Source organism: Candidatus Krumholzibacteriia bacterium, from assembly GCA_035268685.1.
Lineage (GTDB): Bacteria > Krumholzibacteriota > Krumholzibacteriia > JAJRXK01 > JAJRXK01 > JAJRXK01.
Genome location: DATFKK010000129.1, coordinates 25,441 through 51,488, shown reverse-complemented (window position 1 = coordinate 51,488; position 26,048 = coordinate 25,441). Strand labels below are relative to the sequence as shown.

Below are 26,048 nucleotides of genomic sequence, written 5' to 3'. Positions count from 1 at the left end.
ACCGCACGTGCCGACCGAAGCCATCCGCACCCACGCCGCCGCGGCCGAGGAGTTCTGCCGGGACGAAGCCCACGTCGACTGGCACAACGGCGCCCTCTGGGCGCTGCGCGCCAAGCGCGACGCAGCGAGCGCGAAGGTCGAGGGCTGGGAATCGCTGCGCGAGACCGCGAGCGCGATCAAGCGTCACACGCTGGCGCACCTCGCCGATTACCTCGAGGAGTTCGAGCGCAACTGCACGCGCAACGGGATCGTCGTGCACTGGGCGCGGACGGCCGAGGAGCACAACGCGATCGTGCACGGCATCCTCGAACGGAACGGTCTGGAGCGACTGGTCAAATCGAAGTCGATGCTCACCGAGGAGTGCCACCTCAACCCCTATCTCGAGGAGCGGGGGATCGAGGTCGTCGACACCGACCTCGGCGAACGCATCATCCAGTTCCGCCACGAGCCGCCGTCGCACAGCGTGGTCCCGGCCATCCACCTGAAGAAGGAGCAGGTCGGCGAGCTGTTCGAGGAGAAGCTCGGTACCGAGCCCGGCAACAGCGATCCAACCTATCTCACCAAGGCGGCCCGGCGGCACCTGCGCCAGAAGTTCCTCGGCGCCGAAGCCGGTCTCACGGGCGTGAACATGGGGATCGCGTCGGAGGGCGCGGTGGTCGTGTGCACGAACGAGGGCAACGCCGACATGGGCGCGAACGTGCCCCGCGTGCAGATCCACAGCATGGGTCTGCACAAGGTGGTTCCCGATCTCGACAGCGCGGGCGTGATCCTGCGCCTGCTCGCCCGCAGTGCCACCGGCCAGCCGGTGACCGTGTACTCCAGCTTCTACGCGGGACCCCGGCCGGACGGCGAGATGCATCTGGTACTGGTGGACAACGGACGCTCGGCTCGTCTGGGTGATGCCGAGAAGTTCGAGTCGATGAAGTGCATCAGCTGCGGTGGATGCCTGAACACGTGCCCCGTCTATCGACGCTCCGGTGGCTACAGCTACAATTCGTTGATCCCGGGCCCGATCGGCATCGCGACCGAGACCGGCGGCGACGCCACGCACACGCTTCCGTTCGCGTGCACCTTGTGTGGGAGTTGCACCGCCGTGTGCCCCGTGCAGGTCCCTCTGCACGAGATGATCAGTGCCTGGCGCCGCGATCTCGCGCGCTCCGGCGACCTGCCCTACGGGAAGACCCGGCTGATGCCGCGCATCGGCAAGGTACTCGGGAGCGAGACCGCGATGAACCGTTCGATGGGGCTCGCTCGCTTCGCCGTGCGCCGTCTGCCGGGGGCGATGCTTCGGCCCTTCGCCGGGTTCTGGACGGACACGCGCGAGCTTCCCGAAGCACCTCCGGAGTCCTTCGAGAGCTGGTACCGCAGGAATCGAGGTGGCCGATGAACGCGCGCGAAGAGATCCTCGGCGCACTCCGCCAGGTCGACGTTCCCGACGTGCCGAAGCCGGAGGTCGTTCCCTCCGCGGTTCCCGCCGATCTCGTGGCGGCGTTCGAGGCCGGTCTCGAGTCAGTCGCCGGACGGTTGGTCCGCGTCGGGCAGCTCTCCGAGATCCAGGACGATCTCGACGAGCGCATCGCACGTGGCGAGCAGGTCGTGTGCAGGGTCGACGGCCTGCGGGGCAATCGAGAGATCGACGACGACCCGCGCGATCTCGGTGACGTCGACTACGCGGTGTTCTCGGCCGACTGGGGAGTCGCGGAGAACGGCGCCGTCTGGGTCCGCGACGAGAGCCTCGGACACCGGATCACACCCTTCATCACCGAACACCTCGGACTGGTGCTGCCCGCCGATCGGATCGTGGCCGACATGCACGCGGCGATGCAGGCGATCGAATTGCCGCAGGCTCGCATGGGCGTGTTCATTGCCGGGCCGTCGAAGACCGCGGACATCGAGCAGGCGCTCGTGATCGGTGCGCACGGTGCGTGCAGCGCGACGGTGTATCTGGTGTGAGTTTCGGTTGGTGCCTGGCTCGGCGTCACCCGGCGATCTCCGACTCCACGAACTCTCGCGTTGCCTCGTCGGCCGGGAAGAGGCACTCGACCCGCAGTTCCTCCGTCGTCACGTCGATCGCGGTTCCGAAGGTCGTCACCGTGGAGAGGAACCACAGTTCGACATGGCCCTTGCGCAGCCCCAGGGTGATCACTGGGATCGAGTCGTCCGCGGGGTCTGTCTCCGCCGGCGTACCCGACGAGACGTGGGCGGCGCACTCCTCGTACAAGCCGAGGAGGGTGTCGCTCTGGTAGCGCATGCTCTCCTCGTGCAGTCGCTTCAGGAGCGCGGGCTGGAGTCTCTCGAAGTCCACCAGGTACGGGCGGAGACCATCGGCGTCGAAGAGCATCCGGTAGGTGTTGTCGTGGCGCGTCAACAGGTCGTCGCCGTCGGTCAGCCATGACAGCAGTCGACGTGCGCCCTCGTTGGTCATGATCACGTCGTAGTCGCGTGTCGTGACGAGGGCCGGGTCGGGCTCGTGTCGCGCCAGCATGCGATCGAGTGCGGCGCGGACCATACCGGTCGGGTCGTCGTCGAGCGACCAGGCCGTGTAGCGCGGAGCGTAGTCCGCGGCGACCAGCAGTGAGTTGACGTGACGCAGCGGCAGGTCCAGGGCCTCGGCCAGACGAAGGACCAGCTCTCGTCCCGGCCGGGAGCGTCCGGTCTCGACGAAGCTCAGGTGACGTGTGGACACGCCAGCCGCCAGAGCGAGCTCCATCTGACTGAAGCGGCGGACGCCCCGCCAGTGTCTCAAGAGGTCTCCGAACCGGGACATTGTCTCTCTCCTGGAATCCTGACGATTACCCATGAGGTAATCGTTCTCGTTACTTTTCGCGAGTACCCTGACCGTGAGGTGTTGAGAAGGTCCCACGACGGCGGAGGTCGGAGCGTGCGCACGAAGACCCTGAGGACGGCTCTCGTGGCCAATGCGGTGTTCTCGGCGCTGACGGGGGCGGCGCTGCTCGTCTTCGGCGAGCCGATCGCCGGATGGATCGGTGTCGGGACGCCGTTCGTCCATCGGATTCTCGGCGGCGCCCTGCTCGTGTTCGCCGGTTTCGTGGCTTGGACCGGGACGCGACGTGCGGTCGACACGTTCCGGGCCGCCCTCATCAGCCTGGCGGATTTCTCGTGGGTGATCGGGACCGTCGTGTTGATCTTGATGACCCTCGGAACGTTGGAGGCGCACGCGATTCTCGCGCTGCTGGCGATCGCCGCGGCCGTGCTCTTCTTCGGCCTACGCCAACTGCAAGGCATCGGAGAGCTGTACCGTGACGCGAACGGATCGAGGGCACACGTCCTGTGCCTCGAGGTCGAAAGTCCGGTGGCGCCGGAACGTCTCTGGCCGAGGGTCGCCGACCTGCGCGGTATCGGTCGCTATGCGCCGAAGTTGGCCCGAGTCGTCCTGCGCGAGGACACCGAGCCCGGTGTCGATGCGGTTCGCGAGTGCACGGATACCGGGGGTAGGACGTGGGCAGAACGGTGCCGGCGCTTCGACCCCGACGAACTGCTCCTGGAGTTCGAATTCCTCGCCGACGAGCCGGGGTTCCCGTTCCCGTTCGAGACGATGTCCGGTGGTTGGGAGATCGAGCCGTGCGGGTCGGGGTCGACGGTCATCGTCTGGTTCACGGTCACGCCGAAGTACGGCCTGGCGCATCCCTTCGTGCTTGCCATGATGGCACGGAAGCTCACGACGGACATGGGGGCGGTCGTGGCGCGCATGTCGTCGGCGGCGCGAAGCGAAGCCGTCGACCGGGATGCAATCGTGGCACGTGACGGGGACGCCGCGTGTCACTCGTCCGCGACGGAACCGTAGGTCGTTCGTAGCCGGATCTGTGTCGACTCTGTGAATCCGGCGGTAAGGGGTCCGTGCCCGTCACAGGTCGACGGATTCGGCAGACCGGAGCGATCCGGATGAGCGTCATCAAGCTGTTCTACAATGGTTCCTGCGGGGACTGCGACCGGATGGCGCGGCGTACCCGGCGACTCGACTGGCTCGGTCGCATCGAATTGTCGACGGATCTTCCTCCCTGTGGTCCCCTCGACGGGGGCGAGATCGCCGTGGTCCACACCGCTTCCGGCCGGGTCCACACCGGCATCGAGGCGACACGCGAGGTCTGCATGCACGTCCCTCTCTACGTTCCCTACGGTCTGCTCCTTCACATTCCCCTGGTGCGACGGTTCTTCGGTCGGGGCCGCACTCGAGGTGGGGGAGCGTGCAATCGTGGAATCCACGATGGGCCGACATGACATCCGGCTCCGTCCAGCTTCCCGACTCCACGAAATCCGACCCTCACCGGCGGGGACGATCATGCGCAGATGTCTCGAAGCGGCGTTCGCAGCCGTCGTGCTCGTTGGCGCGGCGGCTTCCGTCGCGAGCGACGACCGGGCCGCAGGACAGGCGACTCTTCGATATCCCGCCCCGCAGGACGATCGGCCCGAGACGCTCACCGCGGCCATGCCCGTACTCGCGGAGAAGCTGTTGGCCGATGCTCCCGGCGACGACACTCCCCACGCGCTGATCCGGCGCATGGAGCTCGCACTCGCCGCGGGACGTCCCGATGCGGCGCTCGCCGCCTTCGCCCGGATGGGCGATGCCGCCGTGCCGGTGGAGACGCCGGCCGCCTTTGTGTATCGCATCCATGCCGAAGCAGCGCGCGCGGTGGAGGACGACGGCGCGGACTTCGCCGCCGCCTACACTGATGCCTTCGACAGGGTGTTCGCCGAGGTCGACGATCGCGGCGCGCACGAACTCGCCTGGTACCTCGAAACGCCGGGCTTCGTCTTCGAGCGACGGCTGCAGGCCGCTCTGGCGCGCACGGGTGGCGCGCCGACTCTGGACCGGGCGGGAGCAACGAGACTCGTGCGGGCGTGGATCAGCACCCGGGTCGACGCCGCCGCGGCGCCCCGTCTCGCAGACCTTCTCGCACGGGACCGGACGCGCCGGTACGTGATCGACGAGAACGTCCGGATTCCAACGCCGGCCGGGGTGACGCTCTCGGCGACGCTGGTGCGGCCGCGCACCGAAGCCCGACTGCCGACGGCGCTGGTCTTCACGATCTACGCCGATGCTGCTGCGAGTCGGCAGCGCGCACTGGCGGCGGCGTCCTACGGCTACGTCGGCATGGTGGCCCTCTCCCGCGGCAAAGGCTCCAGCGATGCCGAGATCATGCCCTACGAGCACGAGGCCGAGGATGCGCCCGCGGTCGTGGAGTGGATCGCCGACCAATCCTGGTCGAACGGCGAAGTCGGAATGTACGGCGCCAGCTACGAAGGCTTCGCGGCCTGGGCGGCCGCGAAGAGCATGCCCGACGCGTTGCGCGCCATCGCAGCCCATGCCGCTGCCCTGCCGGGGCAGGGCCTGCCGATGATGAACAACGTCTTCCTCAGCGCGAACTACGGTTGGCCGTTCTTCGTCGCGAACAATCGCACGCTGGACTTCGAGACCTACAACGACCTCGAGCGCTGGGAGGCGCTCCATCAGGAGTGGTTCGCCAGCGGTCGTCCCTATCGTGACCTCGACGCGATCGACGGGGTGCCCAACCCCTTCTTCCAGCGCTGGTTGGATCATCCCGCCTTCGATTCCTACTGGCAATCCATGGCACCCTACGGCGCCGAGTTCGCCCGGATCGACATCCCGGTCCTGTCGATCACCGGCTACTACGACGACGGCCAGATCTCCGCGGTCCACTATCTGCGCGAGCACGACCGGTTCCGTCCGGACGCCGAGCACTTCCTGGTGATCGGTCCCTACGATCACTTCGGGGTCGCTGCGTCGCGGAAGGCGCGCGAGCTGCGCGGGTACGGCATCGACCCGACGGCGCGGTTCGACACCGAGGCCCTGACCTTCGCCTGGTTCGACCACGTGCTCCGTGGTGCCGATCGCCCGGTGCTGCTCCAGGACCGGATCAATCATCAGGTGATGGGCGCCGACCGCTGGGGCCATGCTGCCTCGCTGGACGAAATGGCGGAGGAGCGCTGGCGACTCCACCTCACCCCCGCCCGCGACGAGGCCTTTCACCGGCTCTCGGAATCGCCGCCGGAACGCCCGGATGCACTCGTCCAGACCGTCGACCTCGCCGACCGGGACGTCATCCACAACGACTACTATCCCGAGGTGATCGACGGCGGCTCGCCGGATTTCGAGACCGGACTCGTCTTCATCAGCGATCCCCTGCCCCGGGCGAGCGAGCTGAGCGGATTCCCGAGCGGCCAACTCACGATCACGATCAACAAGCGGGACGTCGATCTGGGCGTCCGGTTCTACGAGGTGCAGGCCGATGGATCGCTGTTCCATCTCTCCTACTGGCTCGGCAGGGCGAGTCATGCCGACGATCCGACGGAGCGCCGTCTGCTGACGCCCGGTGAGCCGACCGACGTCGCGTTCGACCGTTCCTACCTCGTCAGTCGCCGGATCGAGGCTGGCCATCGGCTCCTGGTCGTGGTGGACGTGAACAAGAACCCCTGGCACCAGCTCAACTACGGCACGGGCGCCGACGTCAGCGAGGAATCGATCGCCGACGCCGGCGCGCCACTGCGGATCGAGTGGGCCAACGACAGCTATGTCGAGTTGCCCGTCACCTGGGTGGATTGACGACCGCGACGCCGTCGTTCATCGCACGTCCGCGGTACCCTCGCTCATGCGGTGCTCCAGCTCGACGTCCCAGTTCAGCACCACGTTCAGGTGGCGCGCACGCTCGGTGCCGCCTTCGATGCGAAGGAGCAGCAGGCGCTCGTCGTCGCCCGCGACGTTGAACGAGATGCCCGGCACGTTCGAGTAGGCGCCTTCGACGTGGACCTCCGGTGCCCCGGTGCGGAAACGGTCGCCGCCCTCGAGCACGGCGGCGCGCATGAAACGATTGCCGTTGCGCCAGAACAGCGCCGCTCCGTCCGACGACCAGAGGGGCTCCTCGCCGCCGTCGACCGAAACGGGCCAGGTGCGGGCGTCCGGGCCGAGGCTGCGGACGTAGATCTCGTAGCGGCCGGACTCGTCGGAGGTGTAGGCCATCCAGCGGCCGTCGGGCGAGACGTCGGGACCCCAGTTGGAGGCGGACGTCGAGACCAGGATCTCGAACTCGCGTTCGTCCTCGTCGGGCAGGATGCGTCCGATGTTCCAGCTCGCCCCCCACCCGGTCACGAAGAGTCCGGCGGTCTCGTGCCAGACGTAGGGTGAACCTCCCGCGCCCACGGGCAGGAGGACCTCGGCGTCGGAGGCGCTGCCGACCGTCCGCACGACCGTCTCCACTCCCTCCGAACCGATGCGGGCGTAGGCGACCCGCTCGCCGTCCGGACTCCAGACCGGGGTGCCGGCCCGGCCTTCGTACGTTTGGGATCACCGCTCATCTCGCGCGGTAGGATCTTGATCGCGACGTCCCGGTCGAGGCGGGTGTCGCGGGCGCGGTGGACCGGCTTTCTGCTCTACGCGAAAAGCGCTCCCTTCTCCTGACACCGTCCGCGACGGGTTTTCGTCGACACCCCTGCCGAGCCTGCTCTAAAATCGATCGATACCCCTGGTCCCGGAGTCCGCGTGATCGGCAAGACCCTCGCCCACTACGAGGTGACGGCGCACCTCGGTGCCGGCGGCATGGGCGAAGTCGTTCGCGCCCGTGACACCAAGCTCGGCCGCGACGTCGCCCTGAAGATCCTTCCGGCCGCAGTGGCCGACGACGCCGAACGCCTCGCCCGCTTCCAGCGCGAGGCCCAACTCCTCGCGTCGCTGAACCATCCGAACATTGCGGCGATCCACGGCGTCGAGGAGGACGACGACGTGCGCTTCCTCGTCATGGAACTCGCCGAGGGCGAGGACCTCCAGGTCCGCCTGCGCGACGGAGCCCTGCCGCTCGAGGACGCGACCGCCATCGCCCGCGACATCGCCGAGGGTCTGGAGGAAGCGCACGAATGCGGCGTGGTCCATCGCGACCTCAAGCCGGCGAACGTGATGGTCTCCACCAACGGCAAGGTGAAGATCCTCGACTTCGGTCTGGCCCGCGCCTACTCGGGCAGCGATCACGAGGAAGGCGATCCCGCCCTTTCGCCCACGATCACCGCCGCGATGACCTCCGCCGGCACCGTCCTCGGCAGCGCCGCCTACATGAGTCCCGAGCAGGCGAAGGGCCGCGAGGTCGACCGGCGCACCGACATCTGGGCCTTCGGCGTGATCCTCTACGAGATGATCACCGGCCAGCGGCTCTTCGAGGGCGAGACGGTCAGCGAGACGATGGCGGCCGTGCTGAAGGATCCGATCGACCTCGACACGCTGCCCGCCGAGGTGCCCGTCGGGATCCGATCGCTGCTCGCGCGCTGTCTCGAACGCGATCCGCGGCGGCGCCTGCGCGACATCGGCGAGGCGCGCATCCATCTCGATCCGTCGGCGACGACGACGGTGCTCTCGGGCGGCGCGCCGGCCGCGAAGGAACCGGTGGCGATGGGCGGTCGGGCCCCCGTCGTGCCGTGGACGCTGTTCGTTCTGGCCGTGCTGGCCGCGGCCTGGTTCGCTCTCGACCCGCTCGCGACGACACCCGAGGACGGCGCCGAGGGTGCGGGCGTGATCCGTGCGGCGATCGAACCGCCCGACGGCGTCGGTCTGCACCTGTCGGGAGCCAACCCGGGACCGGCGACGATCTCCCCCGACGGCACGCGCCTCGTCTACACCGCGCGCACCGAGAACGGCGGACGCGGTCTGTGGTTGCAGGAACTCTCGCACCGCGACGCACGACGACTCGAGGGCACCGACGACGGGCAATACCCTTTCTGGTCGCCCGACGGGCGCTCGATCGCCTACTTCAGCGACGCCGATCTGCGGGTCCACGACCTCGACTCGCGGACCGACCGCGCGGTGGCCGCCGCGGGCGGGGGAAAGGGGGGCTGCTGGTTTCCCGACGACACGATCCTCTTCGCGGCGAGTGCGGCGACCGCCCTCTCGCGGCTCGATCTCGCCACCGGTGAGGTCTCCGCCGTGACGCGTCTGTCCGACGAACCCGCGGCGAATTCGCATCGGCATCCACGCAGCCTGGGAAGCGACCGGTACTTCCTCTTCGCCGGACGAACCACCGAACGCGTGACCGGTCCGTCCGTCGCCATCCTCTTCGGCGACCTCGAGACCGGGGAGGTCCGCGAACTCCTCCGGGCCGACGGGCAGGCCGAGTTCGCGGCCGGCCATCTCTTCTACGCCCTCGAGAGCAAGCTCTACGCGCGACCCTTCGACGCCGCGCGCGGCGAGTTCACCGGGGTCGCGACGCTGGTCGCCGACGGTGTCGGCCTGATCCCCGGTGCCGGGCTGTCCCTGGTGAGCGTGGCGCCCACGGGAGCGCTCGCCTACCACCCCGGCGAGCGGGTCTCGCTCCTGGGCGATCTCCTGTGGTTCGACCTCGAGGGCGAAGCCCTCGGACCGATGGGCGCTCCGGCGGGCTATGGTGCGTTCGACATCTCGCCGGACGGACGTCGGGTCGCGTACGCCGCGTTCGACAACCAGCTCGGTACCGGAGATCTCTACGTCCACGATGTCGAAACGGACGTCCGGACGCGTCTGACCTTCGACGCGGCGGGCGAGGAGTTCCCGGTCTGGTCGCCCGACGGCCGGACCGTGTACTACCTGAGCACCGAGGGCGGCGTCGCGGAGATCCGCGGACTCGAGCCCGACGGCCGGGGCGATCCCGTCGTCATCTACGCGGACTCCAACCTCACCAGGCTCGACGACGTCTCACCCGACGGCACCCGGATCGCGTTCGGCGCCGACGAGAGCGAGGGGACCGGGGAGGAGCAGGCTTACGTCATGGATCTGGACGGGGAGGCCCCACCGATCCGCATCGATCCGACGTCGGTGTCGTCGGGCGTCCCCAGGTTCTCGCCCGATGGCCTCTGGATCGCCTACGCCGCGCGCGACGGCGGAGGCTGGCGCCTCAACCTCAAGGCGAACCCTCCCGGCTCGCGCAAGTGGCAGGTCAGCGACACCGATGCCTTCTGGTTCGACTGGCACCCGCAGGGCGATCGCCTCTTCCACCAATGGGGCAGCGGCGACCTCAGCGTCACGGCGGTCGATCTCTCCGGGACCTCGCCCGCGGTCGGCGCGACGCGCGTGCAGGTGCGTGATCTGCAGACGCCGATCAGTGGCCTGCACGGCTTCCGGATCGCTCCCGATGGCGAGCGCATCCTGATCACGTCCGGAGAGAGCATGGAGGACGACCGGCCGATTCGGCTCGTCATCGGTTGGGATCGGATCGTGGGCGACGCGATGCGCTGATCCCATCCGGCGCGCGACCGGAGCGGGGACTTCCGGAGCTGAACGGAATCCCGTTCTGGTCTTCGCCCGCACCATCGCCTTCGCTGTACATGTGGAAGTACAGCGCCGGGGTCAGGATCAGCGTCAGCAGCGTCGAGACCAGAACGCCGCCGACGAGGGTTACGCCGAGCGGTTTCAGCGCCGGCTCGAATACCAGGGCACCGCTGCCCAGCACGACGGTGCCGGCGGTGAGCAGGATCGGGCGCGTGCGAACGACCCCGGCGGTGATCAGCGCATCGCGCAATGCCATGCCCTGTTCGCGGCGAAGCCGGGTGAAGTCGACCAGTAGCAGCGCATTGCGCACCACGATGCCGGCCAATGCGATGACGCCCAGCACCCCCAGGCCCGCAATGTCCAAGCCGGCCAGCCAGTGGCCCGGAATCACGCCGATGAACACCAGCGGAATCGGAATCATGATCAGCAACGGCACGCGGTAGGAACCGAACCAACCGGCCAGTACGACGTAGATCAGCAGTACGACCACCAGCCCGGCGACGGACAGATCCCGATAGACCTGCTGCGTCATCGCCCACTCGCCACCCCAGTACAGTGTCGTTTCGCGGTCGCCGGACGGCAGGCCGGTCCACTCGATTTCCGGCATCGGCACCTGTGCGCGTTCGAGCTGCCCGACGATGTCGCGCTGCACCGAAACGGGCTGGCTGAGTGCGCGGTTCACCCGCCCGGCAACGAACACGGTTGGCAGTTGCTCGTGGCGATGCCGGTTGGGATTCCAGGAACGCTCGGAAACATTCACCAGGTCGGGAAGTGGCACCGACGCGCCCGCCTGGTTCTTGACGTACAACCCCGCCAGGTCCGTGGCGCGGTCGCGCAGCGCGGGTTCGAGCCGCACGACCACCGGTAGCGGCCGACGTTCGGACGGGACGTCCAGGTGCGCAGCCTCGCGACCGGTCAGCGCGATCCGGACCGCGGCGGCCACGCGAGCCGGTGGCACCCCGTGCGCCGAAGCCCGAGCCAGATCGACCTCCAGCCGAAGCTCGGGCCCGGCCGGCTTGGGGAAGCGCTCCACGGCGCCCACTGCTTCGTGTTCCTCGAAGAGCCGGGCGACGGTATCGGCCAGCCGGTCTCTCTGCTGCATGTCCTCGCCGATGATCTCGGCCTGCAGATCGTTGTCGCTCGACGGGCCCGACGGAATGCTGCGAATCCAGGCGCTCGCATCGAAGCGCTCCAGCAACCCCGGCAACCGCGAGAACGCAAGTTCACGACTGATCTCGAAGCTCAGACGCTCGCGATGCTGTTCGGGAAGCAGCTGTACGTAGAGGCTGGCCCGGTGGTCGGAAGCGCGTGGCAGGTCGGGTGGTCCGGGCGGAGGCAACAGCAGCGGCCCATCCGTGCCCGCGAACAGGGTATAGCCCTCGATCTCCGGGTATTCGCGCAGTGCCCGGCCGACCGTCGAAGCCGCCTCCAGCGTCTCCTCCAGCGCGCTGTCCGGCGGCAGTTCCAGCTCGAGCACGAATGTCTCCCGGTCCAGTGTCGGCACCAGCGTGAGCTGCACCGCGCGCAGGCCCACCATGGCAATGCTGGCGACGAACAGCAGGAGCAGCACCAGGTAGAGCGCCCAGCGCAGCATGGGCCGATCGAAGAACGGATCCAACACACCGCGGTAGATTCCCGCCAGGCGTCCGGAAGGAACTTCGTTCTCGTCGGCCGATTCGCGGCCGCGGCGGCCCTCTTCGTTCCCGGCCGTCGCGGCATCGTCCTGGTTGCCGTCGTCGGCGTCATCTGCGTCGCCGTCGTCGTCATCGTTTCGGGCATCACGGCGGGCCGTCTGCGCGCTCGAGGGCGGCCGCAGGATTCGATAGGCCACGTAAGGTGTCACGGTCAGCGCGATGACCAGAGAGAAGCCGATGGCCAGCGACGTCCCGACCGGAATGGCGCGGGTGTACTGGCCCATCTCTCCGGTGATGAACGCGGTGGGCAGGAACGTGGCGATGATCAGGAACACCGCGAGCACGGTCGGGTTGCCGACCTCGTCCACGGCCCGAACGGCGACGTCGCGGCTGCTTCGTCCGGCAGCGGCGAAGTGTCGCCGGATGTTCTCCATGATGATGACGTTGTCGTCGGCCAGCAGACCGATGGCCAGGATCATGGCCGCAATGGAAACCGGATTGAGCGTGAAGCCGAGCCACATGTAGGCGACCGGAACGATCGCCAGGCTGGAGGGGAGCTGCAGCGAGACGCCGACGGCGGCGCGCCAACCCAGCCCGAGCAGGATGATCGCGATGACAGTGGCCGCGGCGATCCCGAAGTTCTCGAGCACGCTGATCACGGTCTCGGTCGCCATTGCGCCGGCGTCGTAGGCGATCGTGACGTCCACGTTCGACGGGAGCAGTTCACCGGCCAGCCGGTCCAGTCGGGCGAGCGCGCTCTCGGTCACTGCGCTGATGTTGGCGTTGGGCACGCTGGTCAGCGCCAGGCTGACGGCCGGCACCGTGCCGATCCCGCCGCGCTCCCAGTGCAGGCTGGCAGACTCCGGCGGTGCCGGGCCGTCGATGACAGCGGCGACGTCGCCGACGTAGACGGCGCCGGTCGGTCCTGCTCCCACCTGGATCCGTTCGACGTCGGCCACATCGGCAGGCAGCGATCCCGCCCGGAGGTTCTTCGTGGACTGGCCGCGCACTGGTTCGGTGGGCAAACGCAGACTGGCCGCCTCGATGGCTTCGGTGAGTTCGACCAGGCCGATTTCGTAGGCCGCCAGGCGGGCCGGATCCGGCAACACCCGGATCTGTCGCGGCTTGCCGCCGATCACGTCGACGCTGCGGACGCCCCGGATCTGCTCGAGTTCGACCGCCAGTTCATCGCCAATGCGATGCAGGACCTCGCCGCCCAGCTCGGCACTCGACAGCGTGATCATCAGACCGGTCAGGATCTCGTCACCCAAGGTCCGGATTTCGACAGGTCCGGCCGATCGTGGCAGCCGGTGCGCGTTGCTGGCGACGACTTCCGAGAGCAGGCCGTAGGCACGCGAATCGTTCAGGCCCGTGACGAACTCGACCTCGATCAACGCGGCGTCGCTGGAAGAGACCGCACTGACCTCGACGACCTGCTCGAGCTGTCGCGCCCAGGCACTGACCGGGCGCGCAACCAGTTCGTCGACGCGCTCGACACCGGCGCCGGCGAAGGGAACGACGACACGCGCGGTCGGCACCTCGATCTCCGGACGGTCTTCGCGCGGAGTTACCGTCAGCCCCCAGGCACCCGCGATCAGGGTCCCGACAACGATCAGCGGGACCAGCTTCGAATCGATCAGACGGTCTGCAATTCGACCGGCAAAGCCAAGCCCGCTCATGGTTCGGCCAGCACGACCGGCTGGCCATCGACCAGCGCATCCACGGCCTCGCCGACGACGACCCGGTCTCCGCTCACGAGACCGCGCAGGACCCGGACTTCACCGTCATCGCCGTGCGTCGGCGTCGGGGCCACTGCAACCCAACGCAACGTTGCCCGCGCATTGCCTTGCGCGTCTTCGCCGACCAGGAAGACGCCATCGAGCTGTCCTCGTTGCAGAATCGCGGAGGCCGGAACGACGACGAACGACTGCGCCGATCGCGCCGCCGGCAATTGCACTTCGGCGATCATGCCCGGCTCCAGCGACGGTGGTGGGTCTTCGACGACGAGCCGCAGCACCTGTCCGACCCCGGGAGATTCGAGCGCCGGAACGATGGCCTGGACATGGCCCTCGATCCCGTCTCCCAGGCCTTCGACGCCGACCTGAAGCGTGTCGCCCACGGCCAGGTCGGCAGTCCTCGCCTGGGCGATTCCGACGTTGATTTCCAACCGCTTGCGGTCCTCGAACACGATCAGCGGCGGGCCCGGTGCGACGAAAGTGCCGACGTCGGTGAGCACCTCGCTGACCACGCCGGCAAATGGCGCACGCAGTGTTGCGTAGTCGAGGTTGACTTCGACGGCTGCAATCTCGGCGGCGACCTGCTCCAGCCGACCGCGCGCGTCTTCGGCGGCCAGTGTCGCCTCTTCGAGCTCGGCCTTTGCGATCAGGCGCTGGTCGTAGAGGCGTTGGAACCGTTCGCGATTGCGGCGAGCCGTCTCCCAGGCCGTTCGAGCAGCCTGGTGCTGCAGACGCGCCGCCCGCAGCGCGGCTTCCAGGTCGCGGGCATCGACTCGCAGCAAGGCCTGGCCGGCTTCGACCGTGTCGCCGGCTTCGACCATGATCTGCTCGACATTGCCGGCCTGGCGGGTTCCCATGCGGGCTCGTCGAACCGGCGCCACCGCACCGGCGGCGACGAACGAAGACGTTTCCGCGCGCTGTTCGACCACGAAGGTACGGACTTCCAGGGGCTCGCTGTCGGCGAGGCCATCCGCAGTTTCACCGCCCGAGCCCGGATTCCCTTCGCAGGCCGACAGCACGATCACCATGGCTGCGCCCAGCACGATCAAGAGGACACTTCGACCGGGGATCGGGCGAACACGGTTGATCGGCAGGACGATCATGGTTGCACCTTCCCGACGTCGTGGGACACGGCAAGCCGGTATCGCTCGGCGGCGACCACCGCCTCGAACCGTGCGCTGATCTCACGCGTGCGTGCCGCCAGTTCCTCGGCCTGGGCGCGCAAGAGCGCGGTGATGTCGTCCAGCCCCTCGGCGTAGCGCGCCTCGGTCAACTCCAGTGCCTCCTCGGCTTCCAGCACACCTTTCGAAGCCGCTCGCCAGCGCTGGACTTCGGCCTGCCAGTTGGCGTGTTCGGTCTGCGCTTCGGCCCAGGCGCGCTGGCGCAGGGCACGCAATCGGGCCCGCGTTTCGGCTTCCGTGGCCCGGGCCTCGCCGAGCGCGCCGACCTGGTCGAACCCGAGGAACGGTGTCCAGTGCAGGTTGACTGCGACGAGCCAGCCGGTTTCGTCGAAGGACAAAGGATCGTTGACATCGACGTGGTCGAAGCGTGCGTAGAGGTTGAGATCGGGAAGCCATGTCGCACGCGCACGCTCGACTCCGTGTTCGGCCGCTTCCAGGCCCTTCTGCAACGCTTGCAGATCACGTCTGCCGGAAAGCATCTCGCGGCGCTGCGGTGCTTCGTCCACCGGTGGGCTCGGCTGCGGAACACGGTCGGTCAGGATCAATTCCGGATCTTCGTCGATACCCAGCACCTGACGCAGGATGGCATGCGCGGCGACCACGCGGGCCTCGGCAGCCGCGACCCTTGCCTGCATTGCGGAAACCCGCGTACGCGCGCTGAGCACGTCGACCGGTGCGATGAGTTCCTGCTCGAACCCGGCCTCGGCTCGGCGCAACACCCGTCGGGCGGTGGCCAGTCCCTTCTGTTCCGCTTCCACCTGGCGCTGTGCGGTGCAGGCGCCGAAATACGCCTCGAGAACGGCGACATCCACTTCACGTCGTGCCCGCTGCAATTCGAGGTCGGCGGCTTCGAGTGCCCGGCCGGCCTGTCGCCGCGCACTCCAGGCGCCGACGTTGATCAGCGGCTGCACCAGCTCGACGCTGGCCACGTTGCCCTCCAGCGGCCCGAAATCGAGCCCGACGAAGACCGGCGGGAAGTCCGGCTCGAAGGTCGGAATGTTGTCGAGCACCGATGTGTCGAGGCGGAGGTGATAGGCGTCCAGGGTCAGCCTCGGTGAGAATACCTGGCGTGAGCGGACCCGCGCGCCCTCGGCGCCGGCCCGGCGTGCCCGGCCGATGGCGATGCGAGGGTTTTCCTGGCGCGCGATCTCCAGCGCCCGATCCAGCGACAGGGTCAGTTCACCGTCGGCAGGCTCCGGGCCTGCGGCCATGGCCGAGGCCGCGAACAGGGCCAGCAGACCCGGGAATATCCAGCGCAATGCGATTGGCGATCGAGGACTTTTCGGCGCAGGCGCATGAGTCACGGCAGAGACCCCTCGTTACTCCTGGCTGCGGTGATGGTGCTGAATCCACCCCTCGGCACCGCTCGTCGACGAAGGCGCCGGCCTCCTGGGCACGGCAGGCGACGACGACGACCCGGAGCCGCGGAGGTTCGAGTCAAGAGTTGCGAGGACGCATTCTAGCAAGGTCGACCGCACACGTCATCGACCGCGGCGGGGGCGGTGCGACTGGTGCTCGAGGTTCTGCGCCAGCAGGTGTCCCAAGGCTTCGTGCCCGTGCTCGGTCGGCGAGCGACTCGGTCGCGGTGGCGCGATCCTGGAGCTTGCGCCCGGCCCATCCGGCACGGGCCATGTCCAGCGCGGGCGACCAGGGCAAAGGCGATCATCGTCGCGTGGACGCGCTCTCGCGACTCGTCGATTCTGGATTCCAGAGTCCAGAGGAGGCTCGCCGGCATCGGGACCCGCGCCGGGAGGGGGCAGGACGATCGCAGCGAATCGGCGGCCTTGCATGCCGGGGGGATACATATCCTGGTTGGGGCGGTTTTGCGCATGTCAGTCACGGTTGGCTGACATCGGCCCGGTGTCAGCCGACTGGGACTGACACCGGGCCGATGTCAGCCTGTCCGGGCTGACGAACGTGAATCGGCACTTCCCCGACATGTCGCTCGACCCGATCCCGCAACACCGCACACGGTTGCCCCCCTCCACGCGCAGTTCGGGCCGTGGCCGTCGTTCACGCTGGTTCCGGCGAGCGCGCGGGCCGTGGTGGATTATCATCTCCCCGAGACCGGAACGACGACCCGATCGGGAGTGAGACGTTGAGACGTGGAGGAGGCTGGTTCGGCCGGCTGGACCGGGCCATCACGCATTGGATGGCCGTCGCCGGCGTCCGGTTCCTCCGGATCGCCGTCGGCATCGTGTACGTCTGGTTCGGCGGGCTCAAGCTGGTGCCGGGCCTGAGCCCGGCCGAGGACCTGGTCCGGGCCACCGTCCCCATCATCCCGGCCAACGTGTTCGTCCCCTTCCTCGGTGTCTGGGAAGTGGCGATCGGGATCCTCTTCCTCACGGGGCGCGGTCTGCGCGTGGCGATCCTGCTGCTCATGCTCCAGATGCCGGGCACGCTGTCGCCGATCGTCCTCCTGCCGGAACAGGTGTTCACGGTGTTTCCCTACGGGCTCACGCTCGAAGGGCAGTACATCGTGAAGAACCTGGTGCTGATCGCGGCGGCGCTGGTGGTGGGCGCGACGGTGCGGGGTGGTGACCTGACGGAGGCACGGCGAGGCTGAGCGGCGCGGGAAGGTCGGTGCGTCGTGATCGCCGTCCCTTGCCTCGCCCGACGCGATTCCGGACCTTTCCTGCGCACTCCCGGTTCCCCCTTGCTCAGGGAGTCCGCCATGCGCCACGCCCTCTGCTCGTTCGCTCTTGCCGCCGCTCTCATCCTGTTCTGCGCCGCTCCCGCGGTCGCCGATGTCGGTCCGGCCCTGACCGTGAGCGGCACCGGCATTCCCGAGACCACGAGCGTGGGCTCGGACGTCCTCCTGCGGATCGTCGTTCTCGCGGGCACTCCGGTCGAATACTGCTGGACCGCCGCCGAGACCGCCGCTCCGCTCGCGACCATGCGCTACGGCTGGCACGTCGTGGACTTCGCCGACGAGGACGATCCGGGCTGGTCGATCCCGGAGACGTCGTACGACGGCACGGAGACCTGTTCCGACGTGAGGCAGTTCCTCCAGGGAGTGCCGAACTTCGTCGTCCAGGTCACCGACGCCGACGGCGTCGTCACGCGCGTGATCGTGCTGATGCAGATCGATCAATCCGTGCCGGGCACATCGGTCACGTGGGGAGCGGTGAAGGCACGGTTCTGATCGGGGTCGGGGTCGTGGCGGGATCAAGGGTGCGTGGAGTCGCTCCGCTCGCTCCGGTCCTCGTCCTCGTCCGCGGCTCGATGTTCCGGCGCCATCTCGTCGGCCTGCGCCCGAGCGTGGCGTGCGTGTTCGGTTGCCCGCTCGGCCTCGGAGCGCGCCTTCTTCGCCTTTCGTCGGAGCTGGTCGTCGCCCGGCTCGTCGCCGCCGTGGGATGCGAGTTCCTCCTCGGCCGCGTCGGCGCGTTCGCGGGCCTGTTCCGCCTCGCGCTCGGCCTCCTCGGCGCGATCGACCGCCGCGGCGATCTCGGCGGCCTCGCCCTCCTCGGGTTCGGCGTCGAGCTCGAGGTCCTGGGCGGCCATGCAGAAGGCCACCACCGCCAGACCTCGGCCAGCCTCGGCGAAGGAACGACCCGTCGGGCCCACGGCGCGGTCGCCGTGCAGCCGCATGGGCAGGAACACGAGCGAGGCATTGCCCGAAACGGCGTCGATCGGTTCGTCGTCGACGATCACGACCTCGGCGTCGATGCGGACCTCCTCGAGCATGGTGCGCAACTGCTCCTCGAGCCGCTCGCGCGCGCGCCGCGAACCGTGCCGGGTCGCGATCAGGCGGATGGTGGCGTCCTTCCAGTCGGGCGTGCGCGTGGTCAAGTAGGCGAGCAGCAGGCACAGACGGCCGGTCGCGTCGCGTTCGGTCCAGACGTCGATGCGGCGCTGGTCGATCGGGGCCTCGTCGAGCGCGTCGATCTCCTCACGCGTGGCGTCGAGGACCACCAGGTGGCACTCGGATCGCAGCGCGGTCCGCAACCGGCGCGCGAACGCCCGCGCGCGGTCGGGGTCGTCGGCCCCGTCGTCGAGGCGATTCACCAGGACGGTGTTGGCGCGGATCGTCCCCAGGCCGTGTGCACGCAACAGTGTCGGAAGCGCGCTGGCGCTCGGGTCGGTGTCGACGCAGCGCGCGAAGGCGGGCACGTCGGCAGTGGCGATGTCGCTGCGGAGCTGCTCCTCGACCTCGTGGATGCGTCCACGCGTCGCCGGGCCGGTTTCGTCGTCCAGGATCTGGACGGCGGTGGTGAAGCCGCTCCGACCGTCGATCCACCCCGCGAAGCGCAGCAGGGCCACGCGACGTTCCGACTGTTCGGAGAAGGCCAGGATCACCGGCCGCCAGTCCCGCGGGTGCTCGGGCTGGGCGCTCAGACCGTGGAGGTTCTCGCGGATCGAACGCAGCCGCGCCGACCGGCTGCTGTCGGCCCAGCGCGTCACCGTGGTCGATCGCCGGACGTACTGCAGGATCCCGAAGAGGATCGCTCCCGCCACCGCCGCCGCCACGGGGTCGATCGCCAGCATGACGGCGCCGCAGGCGATCGCCCCGGCCAGGCCGATGCGCGGATGGCTGAACCGGAAGGTCGGCCGGAACGACGGGCTGCCCGCGCTGGCCTCGTAGTAGGTCGCGAAGTTCAGCAGTCCGTAGGACACGAGGAAGAACATCGATACCAGCGGCGCGATCACGTTCAGGTTGCCCAGCGCCACGGTGACCAGCGCGATGACCAGGGCCAGGAGCACGCCGCGCCGCGGGTTCTCGCTCGGACCGTGACCGGCGGCGAAGGGATTCAGCACCGGGAACACGCGGTCGCGGGCGAGCGACTGCAGGATGCGCGGGGCGCCCAGGAACGACGCCAGCGCCGACGACAGCGTCGCGGCGATCACTCCGGCGTCGACCAGCCAGGGAAGGATCGACACCCGCCGCATGGCGCCGGTGTCCGAGGCCAGTTCGCTCGCCGGCATCGCCCCCGCGAAGACGACCGCCGTCGCCAGGTAGACGACGATCGACAGACCCACCGCGGCGAAGGTCCCCCGCGGCAGGCTGCGCGACGAGTCGGCCAGGTCGCCCGACATGCTCACGCCCTGCGTGAATCCCGTGACGGCGGGAAAGAAGATCGCGAACAACAGCCAGAAGGGCTGATCGCTGCTCACCACCCAGTTGTCGCGCGCCAACCGCGGGTCGAAGTCGCCCAGGCCGCCGACGAAGAACGTGACGAGGGCCAGCCCGAGCACGGTCATCACGCCGTACTGGAAGGTGGTGGCCGCGTCGGCGCCCACCCACGCCAGGACGAACAACGCGAGAACAGCACCCGCGGCCACGAGCTGCGCCGCCCAGGCGGACTCCAGCCCCACGACGGTCGTGACCGCCTCGGAGAAACCGATCGTGTAGAAGGCGATCGAGATCGCCTGGGCCGCGAAGAGCACGATGCCGAGCGCGCCGCCGAACTCCACACCGAGCGTGCGCGAGATCAGGTAGTAGTCCCCGCCGCTCTTCACCCGCAGGTTCGTGGCGATGGTGGCCAACGAGAAGCTGGTGAGGATCGTGATCACGTTCGCGATCGCGATGATCAGCAGCGTGTTGCCCAGACCCGCGTTGCCGACCACGTAGCCCACGCGGAGGAACAGGATGATGCCGAGGATGGTGAGGATGCTCGGCGTGAACACACCGGCGAAGGTGCCGAGTCCGGACTTCTGGTCGCGTGGCATGGCGTGGTTCGGTTCGGGGTCGTGGAACCCGACGAGGCTGCCACAGGTGCTTCGGGGGGGACAGGGGGAAAACGGGAAGATGAGGCGCGAGGACCTCGCGCAGAGTCGCGAAGGCCACAGACGTTGCCGTCTGCGGGGGATCCCAGGGCCGTGTCACCGCTACGGGCGAACTGCCGGAAGCCCTCGTGTACCCGCTCCGACGCCCGTCAACCGTGCACGCCCGGCGCTTCGTCTCCCGTCGCGACCACGAATTCGCCGTACGACCCGTCGAAGACGCGCGGCGGCTCCGCCGGCGTGCCGTTGCCGTCGCCGGGACGGAGTTCGAGCACGCGGTTGCTCAGACCGCGCAGGAAGGTGCGGTCGTGGCTCACGAAGAGCATCGTTCCCTCGAAGTCCGACAGCGCCTCGACGAGCATTTCCTTGGTCTCGAGATCCAGGTGGTTCGTGGGCTCGTCGAGTACGAGGAAGTTGGGCGGGTCGAACAGCATCAGGGCCAGGATCAGGCGCGTCTTCTCACCCCCCGAGAGGATCCGCGTGGGCTTGTCGACGTCCTCGCCGATGAAGTGGAACGCACCCAACAGCGTACGCAGTGCCCCCTGCCCCTCGGCCGGGAAGGCCTGCTGCGCGGCTTCGAAGACGGTCAGCGTCGGATCGAGCAGGTCGACCGATTGCTGTGCGAAGTAGCCCATCTTCACCGACGGGCCCAGGCGCACGCTGCCGCCGTCGGGATCCGCTGCGCCGGCGACGAGCTTCAGCAAAGTGGTCTTGCCGGCCCCGTTTCGTCCCATCACGCACCATCGTTCGCGGCGCCGGACCACCAGGTCGAAGTCCTCGTAGATCACCCGGGCACCGTAGGCCTTGCCCACACCCTCGAGCACGGCGACATCCTCGCCGGAGCGGGGCGGCTCGCGGAACTCGAAGCGGACCACGCGTCGCGTGCGTGGTGGCTCGACGGTCTCGATCTTCTCGAGCTTCTTCACCCGGCTCTGGACCTGCGACGCCTTGGCCGCGTGGGTCGAGAATCGATCGATGAACCGGCGTTCCTTCGCCAGCATCGCCTGCTGGCGGGCGTGCGCGGCCTCGCGATTGGCGTCGGCCAGGGCTCGTTGCTCCACGTACGTGTCGTAGTTGCCGGCGTACGAGACGAACTCGCCCCCGTCGATGTCGACGATCCTCGTCACCACGCGGTTCATGAAGTCCTTGTCGTGGCAGGTCATGACCACGGTCCCCGGGTAATCCCGGATGAACTTCTCGAGCCAGAGGATCGACTCGATGTCGAGATGGTTCGTCGGCTCGTCGAGCAGGAGGACCTCGGGCCGGGCCAACAGGACGCGGGCGATCGCCACGCGCATCTTCCAACCGCCGGAGAGCGTGTCGACCGGGCCGTCGATCTGGTCGTCGTCGAAGCCCAGACCCTGGAGGACCTCGCGCGCCATGGACTCGAGTTCGTAGCCTCCGCCGTGCTGGTACTCGTCGAGGATCTCCCCGTAGCGCGCGAGCGACCCGTCCATCTCGTCGGCGCGCGCGGGGTCGGCCATGGTCTCCTGGAGTGCCGCGAGTTCGTGGTGCAGTTCACCGACCCGTCCGGCACCGGCGATGGCCTCGTCGAGGACGCTGCGCCCGGAGGCCTCGCTCGCATCCTGCCGGAAGTAGGCGATCGTCGTGCGCCTGGGCACGGACACCGTGCCTTCGTCGGGGGACTCGTCGCCGACGATCATCCGGAAGACGGTGGACTTCCCCGCGCCGTTCGGTCCGACGAGTCCGACCTTCTCTCCGGAGTTGATCTGGACCGACGTCTCCACGAAGAGGATCTGCCGGCCGTACTGTTTCGAGATGTCGTTCAGCGTGATCATCGGACGAGGATAGCAGAGAACAGTGACGCGGACAGGCAACTCCACCCGGGCACGGCGTGGGAATGACTCCGTGGCCGGTCATCCCACATGGGCTCGAGCCCGCCGCTGTCCGACCGCGCCGTCGCCCTTCAGGGCCAGCATCCGCTCCAGCGCCACCGTCGCGCCTTCGGTGACGTCGCGCGGCACGCGGATCGGGTTGACGACCTCGCCACGAACCAGGCTCTCGAGGGCCCACAGCAGGTGGGGCGGGTCGATGCGGTACATGGTCGCGCAGGCGCACTGGATGCCGCTCAACGAGGTGATCTGCTGCTCGGGGTGTTGTTCGGCCAGGCGGTTCACGAGGTGGAACTCGGTACCGATCGCCCACTTCGAACCCGCGGACGCGTTCTCCACCTGCTCGATGATGAACTCGGTGCTGCCGACGAGGTCGGCGTTCTGCACGACCTCGAAGTTGCACTCGGGATGCACCAGGATCTGGATGTCGGGATCGGCCTCGCGCAGGGTCCAGACGTTGGTCACGTCGAACTTCTGGTGCACGGAGCAGTGGCCCTTCCACAGGATGATCTTCGAGTCCAGGTAATGCTCGGGCGTCGCGCCGCCGTCGACGGCGTGGGGATTCCACAGGGGCATCTGCTCGAGGTCGATGCCCATGGAGTAGCCGGTGTTGCGGCCGAGGTGCTGGTCGGGGAAGAACATCACCCGCTCGCCGCGCTCGAAGGCCCAGCGCAGGACCTTCTCGGCATTGCTGCTGGTGCACACGATACCGCCGTTGCGCCCGCAGAAGTCCTTGATGGCCGCCGTCGAGTTCATGTAGGTGATCGGCACGATGTCGCGCACGCCCATCTCGGCGAGGATGTCCCACGCCTCCTCGACGTCGACCACGTCGGCCATGTCGGCCATCGAACACCCGGCGCCCATGTCGGGCAGGACCACGGTCACGTCGTCGCCGGTGAGGATGTCGGCGCTCTCGGCCATGAAGTGCACGCCGCAGAAGACTACGTACTTCGCCTGGGTCTGGGCCTGGGCGTGCTGGGCCAGCTTGAAGCTGTCGCCGGTGGCGTCGGCGTGACGGATCACGTCGTCGGCCTGGTAGTGGTGGCCGAGGAGGACCACGTCGTTGCCGAGTTCGCGTTTCGCCGCGGCGATGCGTTCCTGCATCGCGTCGGGGGACAGCGACGTGATCTCTTCGGGCAGCGGGGTCCAGGTGCGGGTGCTCATGACGGGCCTCGGTTCGGAGGGGCGGGTTCAGAACGGCGAGTGGAAGCCGCGATCGCGCAGATGGACGAAGTCCACGTGATGGAAGCGATGGAGTGCGGCCGGACGGCCGGGTCCTTCGCTGCGCATCTCGCCGGTCTCCTCGACCAGCTCGAGCAGCTTGAGCCGCCGGCGGAAGTTGCGTTTGTCGATCGGACGGTCGAGCACGACCTCGTACACGCGCTGCAGCTCGCCCAGCGTGAAGTCGTGGGGCATGAGCTGGAAACCGATGGTGGTGTACTCGAGCTTGGTGCGCACACGGGCCAGCGCGACCTCGATCATGCGCGGGTGGTCGAAGGCCAGCGGCGGCAGCTCGTACACCGGCCACCAACGGGCCTCGGCCTCGAGTTCGTTGGGGACCAGCGGGCAGCGGTCGGCGTCGAGAAGGGCGACGTAGGCCACGCTGATCACGCGGCCGCGGGTGTCGCGGCCGGGATCGCCGAAGGTGTAGAGCTGCTCGAGGTACACGTCGGTCACGCCGGTGGCGTCGCGCAGCTCGCGCAGCGCCGCTGCCTCGAGCGGTTCGCTCGGCTCGACGAAGCCGCCCGGCAGCGACCACAGGCCCTCGAACGCGTCCTCGCCCCGGCGCACGAGCAGCACCTGCAACGTGGCGTCGAGCACGGTGAAGATCACCGTGTCCACGGTCACGGGCAGATCCGGCAGGGGCCGGCTGCGGCGGCTCGGCTGGCGGACGGTGTGGGGCACGGGCGTGTTCCGAGGGGGACCAGGATTCGTGTGCAGCCGACACTTAATCGGCGCCTCACACGAATAGTGTGAGAAGGACACGAAGGCAAGGGGGAATGCCCCGGGTCCGACCGCCGACCGCCGCCCACGGATCCGCCCTGGTCGCCCGCCGGGCACCCTGCGATACTCCGCCGCCGGATCCGGCGAACGGGTCGCCGATGCCGCGGAACAGGAGGCCGGGTGTGCAGTCCGACAAGGACCAGGTCTTCGACTGGAGCGCGGGCGCGGCCCTGCCCGACGACCTGCGCGACGCCGTCACCGGCGCCGAGACCGACACCCTGACCGTCGATCCCGGTCTCGGCCGTCTCTTCGCCGACCTGCGGCCCGGCCGCTGCCGGATGAGCCGTGACCCGAGGGCGCTGCTCGCCGGGCTCGATCCCGCGCTCTCCGACCGCGCCCTCTCGCACTTCCTGCACCACGGTTTCGTCCCGGCGCCGGGCACCGTCCACGTCGACGTCGCCCGGCTCGGCTTCGGCGACCGGCTCCGCGTGACGCGCCGCGGCGAGACCTTCGAAGCGTCCTTCACGTACGAGCCGATCTTCCGCAACGCGCGCAGCCGCGAGGACCGGGTCCCCTCGACCGACCGCCTGCTCGAACTGCTCGTCGGGGCCGTCCAGCGCTGGCTCGGTGATCGCTCGTCGGTGCTCATGCTCAGCTCGGGGAAGGACTCGGTGGCCCTGGCCCTGGCCTGTCGCGAGGCGGGGCGCGACGACGTGCGGGCGATCACCTTCGCCTCGGAGCCCGACGAGGACGAGGCAGTCGACGCGGCGGCCTTCGCGAAGCAACTGGGCGTGCCGCACGAGACGGTGGTCCTGCCCGACGACCGCACGGAGATCGAACCGATCGTCACGCGCTGTTTCGAGCACGCCACCGAGCCCTGCGGGGATCCGACGCTCGTTCCCTACCTGCTCGGGGTGGCGCGCGCGGGCATGCAGCCGGGCGAGGGACTGATCGACGGTCTGAACAACGACTCGTGGATCGGCTACGTGCCGTCGGCGGCCGAGCACCGCAACTCGCGGATCGCCGACCGGTGGCTGGCGTGGCTGCGGCCGTTCCGCGGGATGTTCCCGCCCGAGCATCCCCTGAGCGCGGCGCTGCGCACGCGGGCGGAGTGGCACTTCTTCGGCGGGCGCTGGCTGCGCCACACCGACACCAAGCGCTTCTTCGACGGCTCGATCGACACCCACGCCGAGTGGGCGCGCGAGAGCCGCGCGCGGCGCGACCTCGACGATTTCGACTTCCGGTCGGAGGTCCGTGGCCGGCACGCCGATCAGAACGCGATGGTGGTGAAGGCCTACGTGGCGGCCGAGATCACCGGCACGCGCGCCCTGTTCCCCTTCGTCGACCGCGATCTGATCGATTTCTGGTTCCACTTGCCCGAAGCCAGCCGCTTCGACCGCGAGCGACTGGTGAACAAGGTCCTGCTCCGGCAGCTGCTGCGAGAACGCGTGGGCTACGACGACGCGCGGATCGGCAAGCGCACCTTCCAGTTCGACGGCCCGCGCTTCCTCACGCAGCATCGCCGCTGGGTGGAACACGAGATCACGCAGTGTCCGCTGTGGAGTGGTGCGGTGCGCGGGGTGATCGACCGGCAGCTCGACCGGCCGGCGGCGCTGCAGAAGACCTGGCCGTCGCTGATGGCCCTGTTCCAGTTGTCGGGCTGGGTGCGGCGCCATCTCTGAACGACGCCGCACCGTGCGTTCGACCGCACCGCG

Annotated in this window: 18 protein-coding genes; 9 read left to right on the top strand and 9 right to left on the bottom strand. The window is 68.6% G+C overall.

Going from position 1 to position 26,048, the window contains the following annotated elements; all coding sequences use genetic code 11:
• The first annotated feature begins 7 nt into the window (after positions 1-7).
• Both VKA86_12380 and VKA86_12375 read left to right on the top strand, forming a co-directional pair.
• Positions 8-1,387 (top strand): lactate utilization protein B, encoded by a 1,380-nt coding sequence (locus VKA86_12380; protein ID HKK72010.1) that lies wholly within the window; start codon positions 8-10, stop codon positions 1,385-1,387.
• Entirely contained in the window at positions 1,384-1,953 is a 570-nt protein-coding gene (locus VKA86_12375) for an LUD domain-containing protein (protein ID HKK72009.1), read from the top strand. Before VKA86_12380 ends, VKA86_12375 begins: the two co-directional genes overlap by 4 nt.
• Positions 1,954-1,978: 25 nt before the next feature.
• Here VKA86_12375 and VKA86_12370 read toward each other — a convergent pair whose 3' ends face one another.
• Positions 1,979-2,710 carry a helix-turn-helix transcriptional regulator gene (locus VKA86_12370; protein HKK72008.1) on the bottom strand — a complete coding sequence of 244 codons (732 nt, stop codon included), beginning with the start codon at positions 2,708-2,710 and terminating at the stop codon, positions 1,979-1,981.
• On the opposite strand from VKA86_12370, the gene VKA86_12365 reads away from it, so the two are divergent.
• From VKA86_12365 to VKA86_12355, 3 genes are all read left to right on the top strand, one after another.
• A complete protein-coding gene (locus VKA86_12365) occupies positions 2,672-3,805 on the top strand; it encodes an SRPBCC family protein (protein HKK72007.1) in 1,134 nt (377 codons plus the stop codon). The genes VKA86_12370 and VKA86_12365 overlap by 39 nt on opposite strands.
• 98 nt (positions 3,806-3,903) lie before the next feature.
• Complete coding sequence (locus VKA86_12360; protein HKK72006.1) at positions 3,904-4,239, top strand: hypothetical protein; 336 nt, start codon at positions 3,904-3,906, stop codon at positions 4,237-4,239.
• 208 nt (positions 4,240-4,447) lie between these two features.
• Positions 4,448-6,583, top strand: a complete 2,136-nt coding sequence (locus VKA86_12355) for a CocE/NonD family hydrolase (GenBank protein HKK72005.1) — start codon at positions 4,448-4,450, stop codon at positions 6,581-6,583.
• Positions 6,584-6,601: 18 nt separating this feature from the next.
• Here VKA86_12355 and VKA86_12350 read toward each other — a convergent pair whose 3' ends face one another.
• Entirely contained in the window at positions 6,602-7,222 is a 621-nt protein-coding gene (locus VKA86_12350; GenBank protein HKK72004.1) for a hypothetical protein, read from the bottom strand.
• Between the two features lie 294 nt (positions 7,223-7,516).
• Between VKA86_12350 and VKA86_12345 the strand changes: the two genes are divergently transcribed.
• The gene (locus VKA86_12345) at positions 7,517-10,228 is read left to right on the top strand and encodes a protein kinase (GenBank protein ID HKK72003.1); all 2,712 of its coding nucleotides are present in this window, start codon (positions 7,517-7,519) and stop codon (positions 10,226-10,228) included.
• Here the strand turns inward: VKA86_12345 and VKA86_12340 are convergent.
• Genes VKA86_12340 through VKA86_12330 form a run of 3 tightly spaced genes read right to left on the bottom strand, consistent with a single transcriptional unit; the run spans position 10,188 to position 16,071 of the window.
• Positions 10,188-13,574, bottom strand: a complete 3,387-nt coding sequence (locus VKA86_12340) for an efflux RND transporter permease subunit (GenBank protein ID HKK72002.1) — start codon at positions 13,572-13,574, stop codon at positions 10,188-10,190. The genes VKA86_12345 and VKA86_12340 overlap by 41 nt on opposite strands.
• Entirely contained in the window at positions 13,571-14,734 is a 1,164-nt protein-coding gene (locus VKA86_12335; GenBank protein HKK72001.1) for an efflux RND transporter periplasmic adaptor subunit, read from the bottom strand. The genes VKA86_12340 and VKA86_12335 overlap by 4 nt, the downstream gene beginning before the upstream one ends.
• Positions 14,731-16,071, bottom strand: coding sequence for a TolC family protein (locus tag VKA86_12330; GenBank protein ID HKK72000.1), 1,341 nt, complete (start codon positions 16,069-16,071; stop codon positions 14,731-14,733). Before VKA86_12330 ends, VKA86_12335 begins: the two co-directional genes overlap by 4 nt.
• A gap of 893 nt (positions 16,072-16,964) precedes the next feature.
• On the opposite strand from VKA86_12330, the gene VKA86_12325 reads away from it, so the two are divergent.
• Positions 16,965-17,378, top strand: coding sequence for a DoxX family membrane protein (locus tag VKA86_12325; protein HKK71999.1), 414 nt, complete (start codon positions 16,965-16,967; stop codon positions 17,376-17,378).
• A gap of 108 nt (positions 17,379-17,486) precedes the next feature.
• Complete coding sequence (locus VKA86_12320; GenBank protein HKK71998.1) at positions 17,487-17,957, top strand: hypothetical protein; 471 nt, start codon at positions 17,487-17,489, stop codon at positions 17,955-17,957.
• Between the two features lie 23 nt (positions 17,958-17,980).
• Here the strand turns inward: VKA86_12320 and VKA86_12315 are convergent, their stop codons facing one another.
• The 4 genes from VKA86_12315 to VKA86_12300 all read right to left on the bottom strand — a co-directional run bounded on the left by VKA86_12315 (position 17,981) and on the right by VKA86_12300 (position 24,294).
• Complete coding sequence (locus VKA86_12315) at positions 17,981-20,482, bottom strand: amino acid permease (protein HKK71997.1); 2,502 nt, start codon at positions 20,480-20,482, stop codon at positions 17,981-17,983.
• A 206-nt stretch (positions 20,483-20,688) separates the two neighbouring features.
• Positions 20,689-22,335 (bottom strand): ABC-F family ATP-binding cassette domain-containing protein, encoded by a 1,647-nt coding sequence (locus VKA86_12310; GenBank protein HKK71996.1) that lies wholly within the window; start codon positions 22,333-22,335, stop codon positions 20,689-20,691.
• A 78-nt stretch (positions 22,336-22,413) separates the two neighbouring features.
• Positions 22,414-23,553: a quinolinate synthase NadA gene (nadA, locus tag VKA86_12305; protein HKK71995.1), complete on the bottom strand. Its 1,140-nt coding sequence runs from the start codon at positions 23,551-23,553 to the stop codon at positions 22,414-22,416.
• A gap of 27 nt (positions 23,554-23,580) precedes the next feature.
• A complete protein-coding gene (locus VKA86_12300; GenBank protein HKK71994.1) occupies positions 23,581-24,294 on the bottom strand; it encodes an NUDIX domain-containing protein in 714 nt (237 codons plus the stop codon).
• A gap of 221 nt (positions 24,295-24,515) precedes the next feature.
• Between VKA86_12300 and VKA86_12295 the strand changes: the two genes are divergently transcribed.
• Positions 24,516-26,015 (top strand): asparagine synthase C-terminal domain-containing protein, encoded by a 1,500-nt coding sequence (locus tag VKA86_12295; protein ID HKK71993.1) that lies wholly within the window; start codon positions 24,516-24,518, stop codon positions 26,013-26,015.
• Positions 26,016-26,048: the final 33 nt, after the last annotated feature.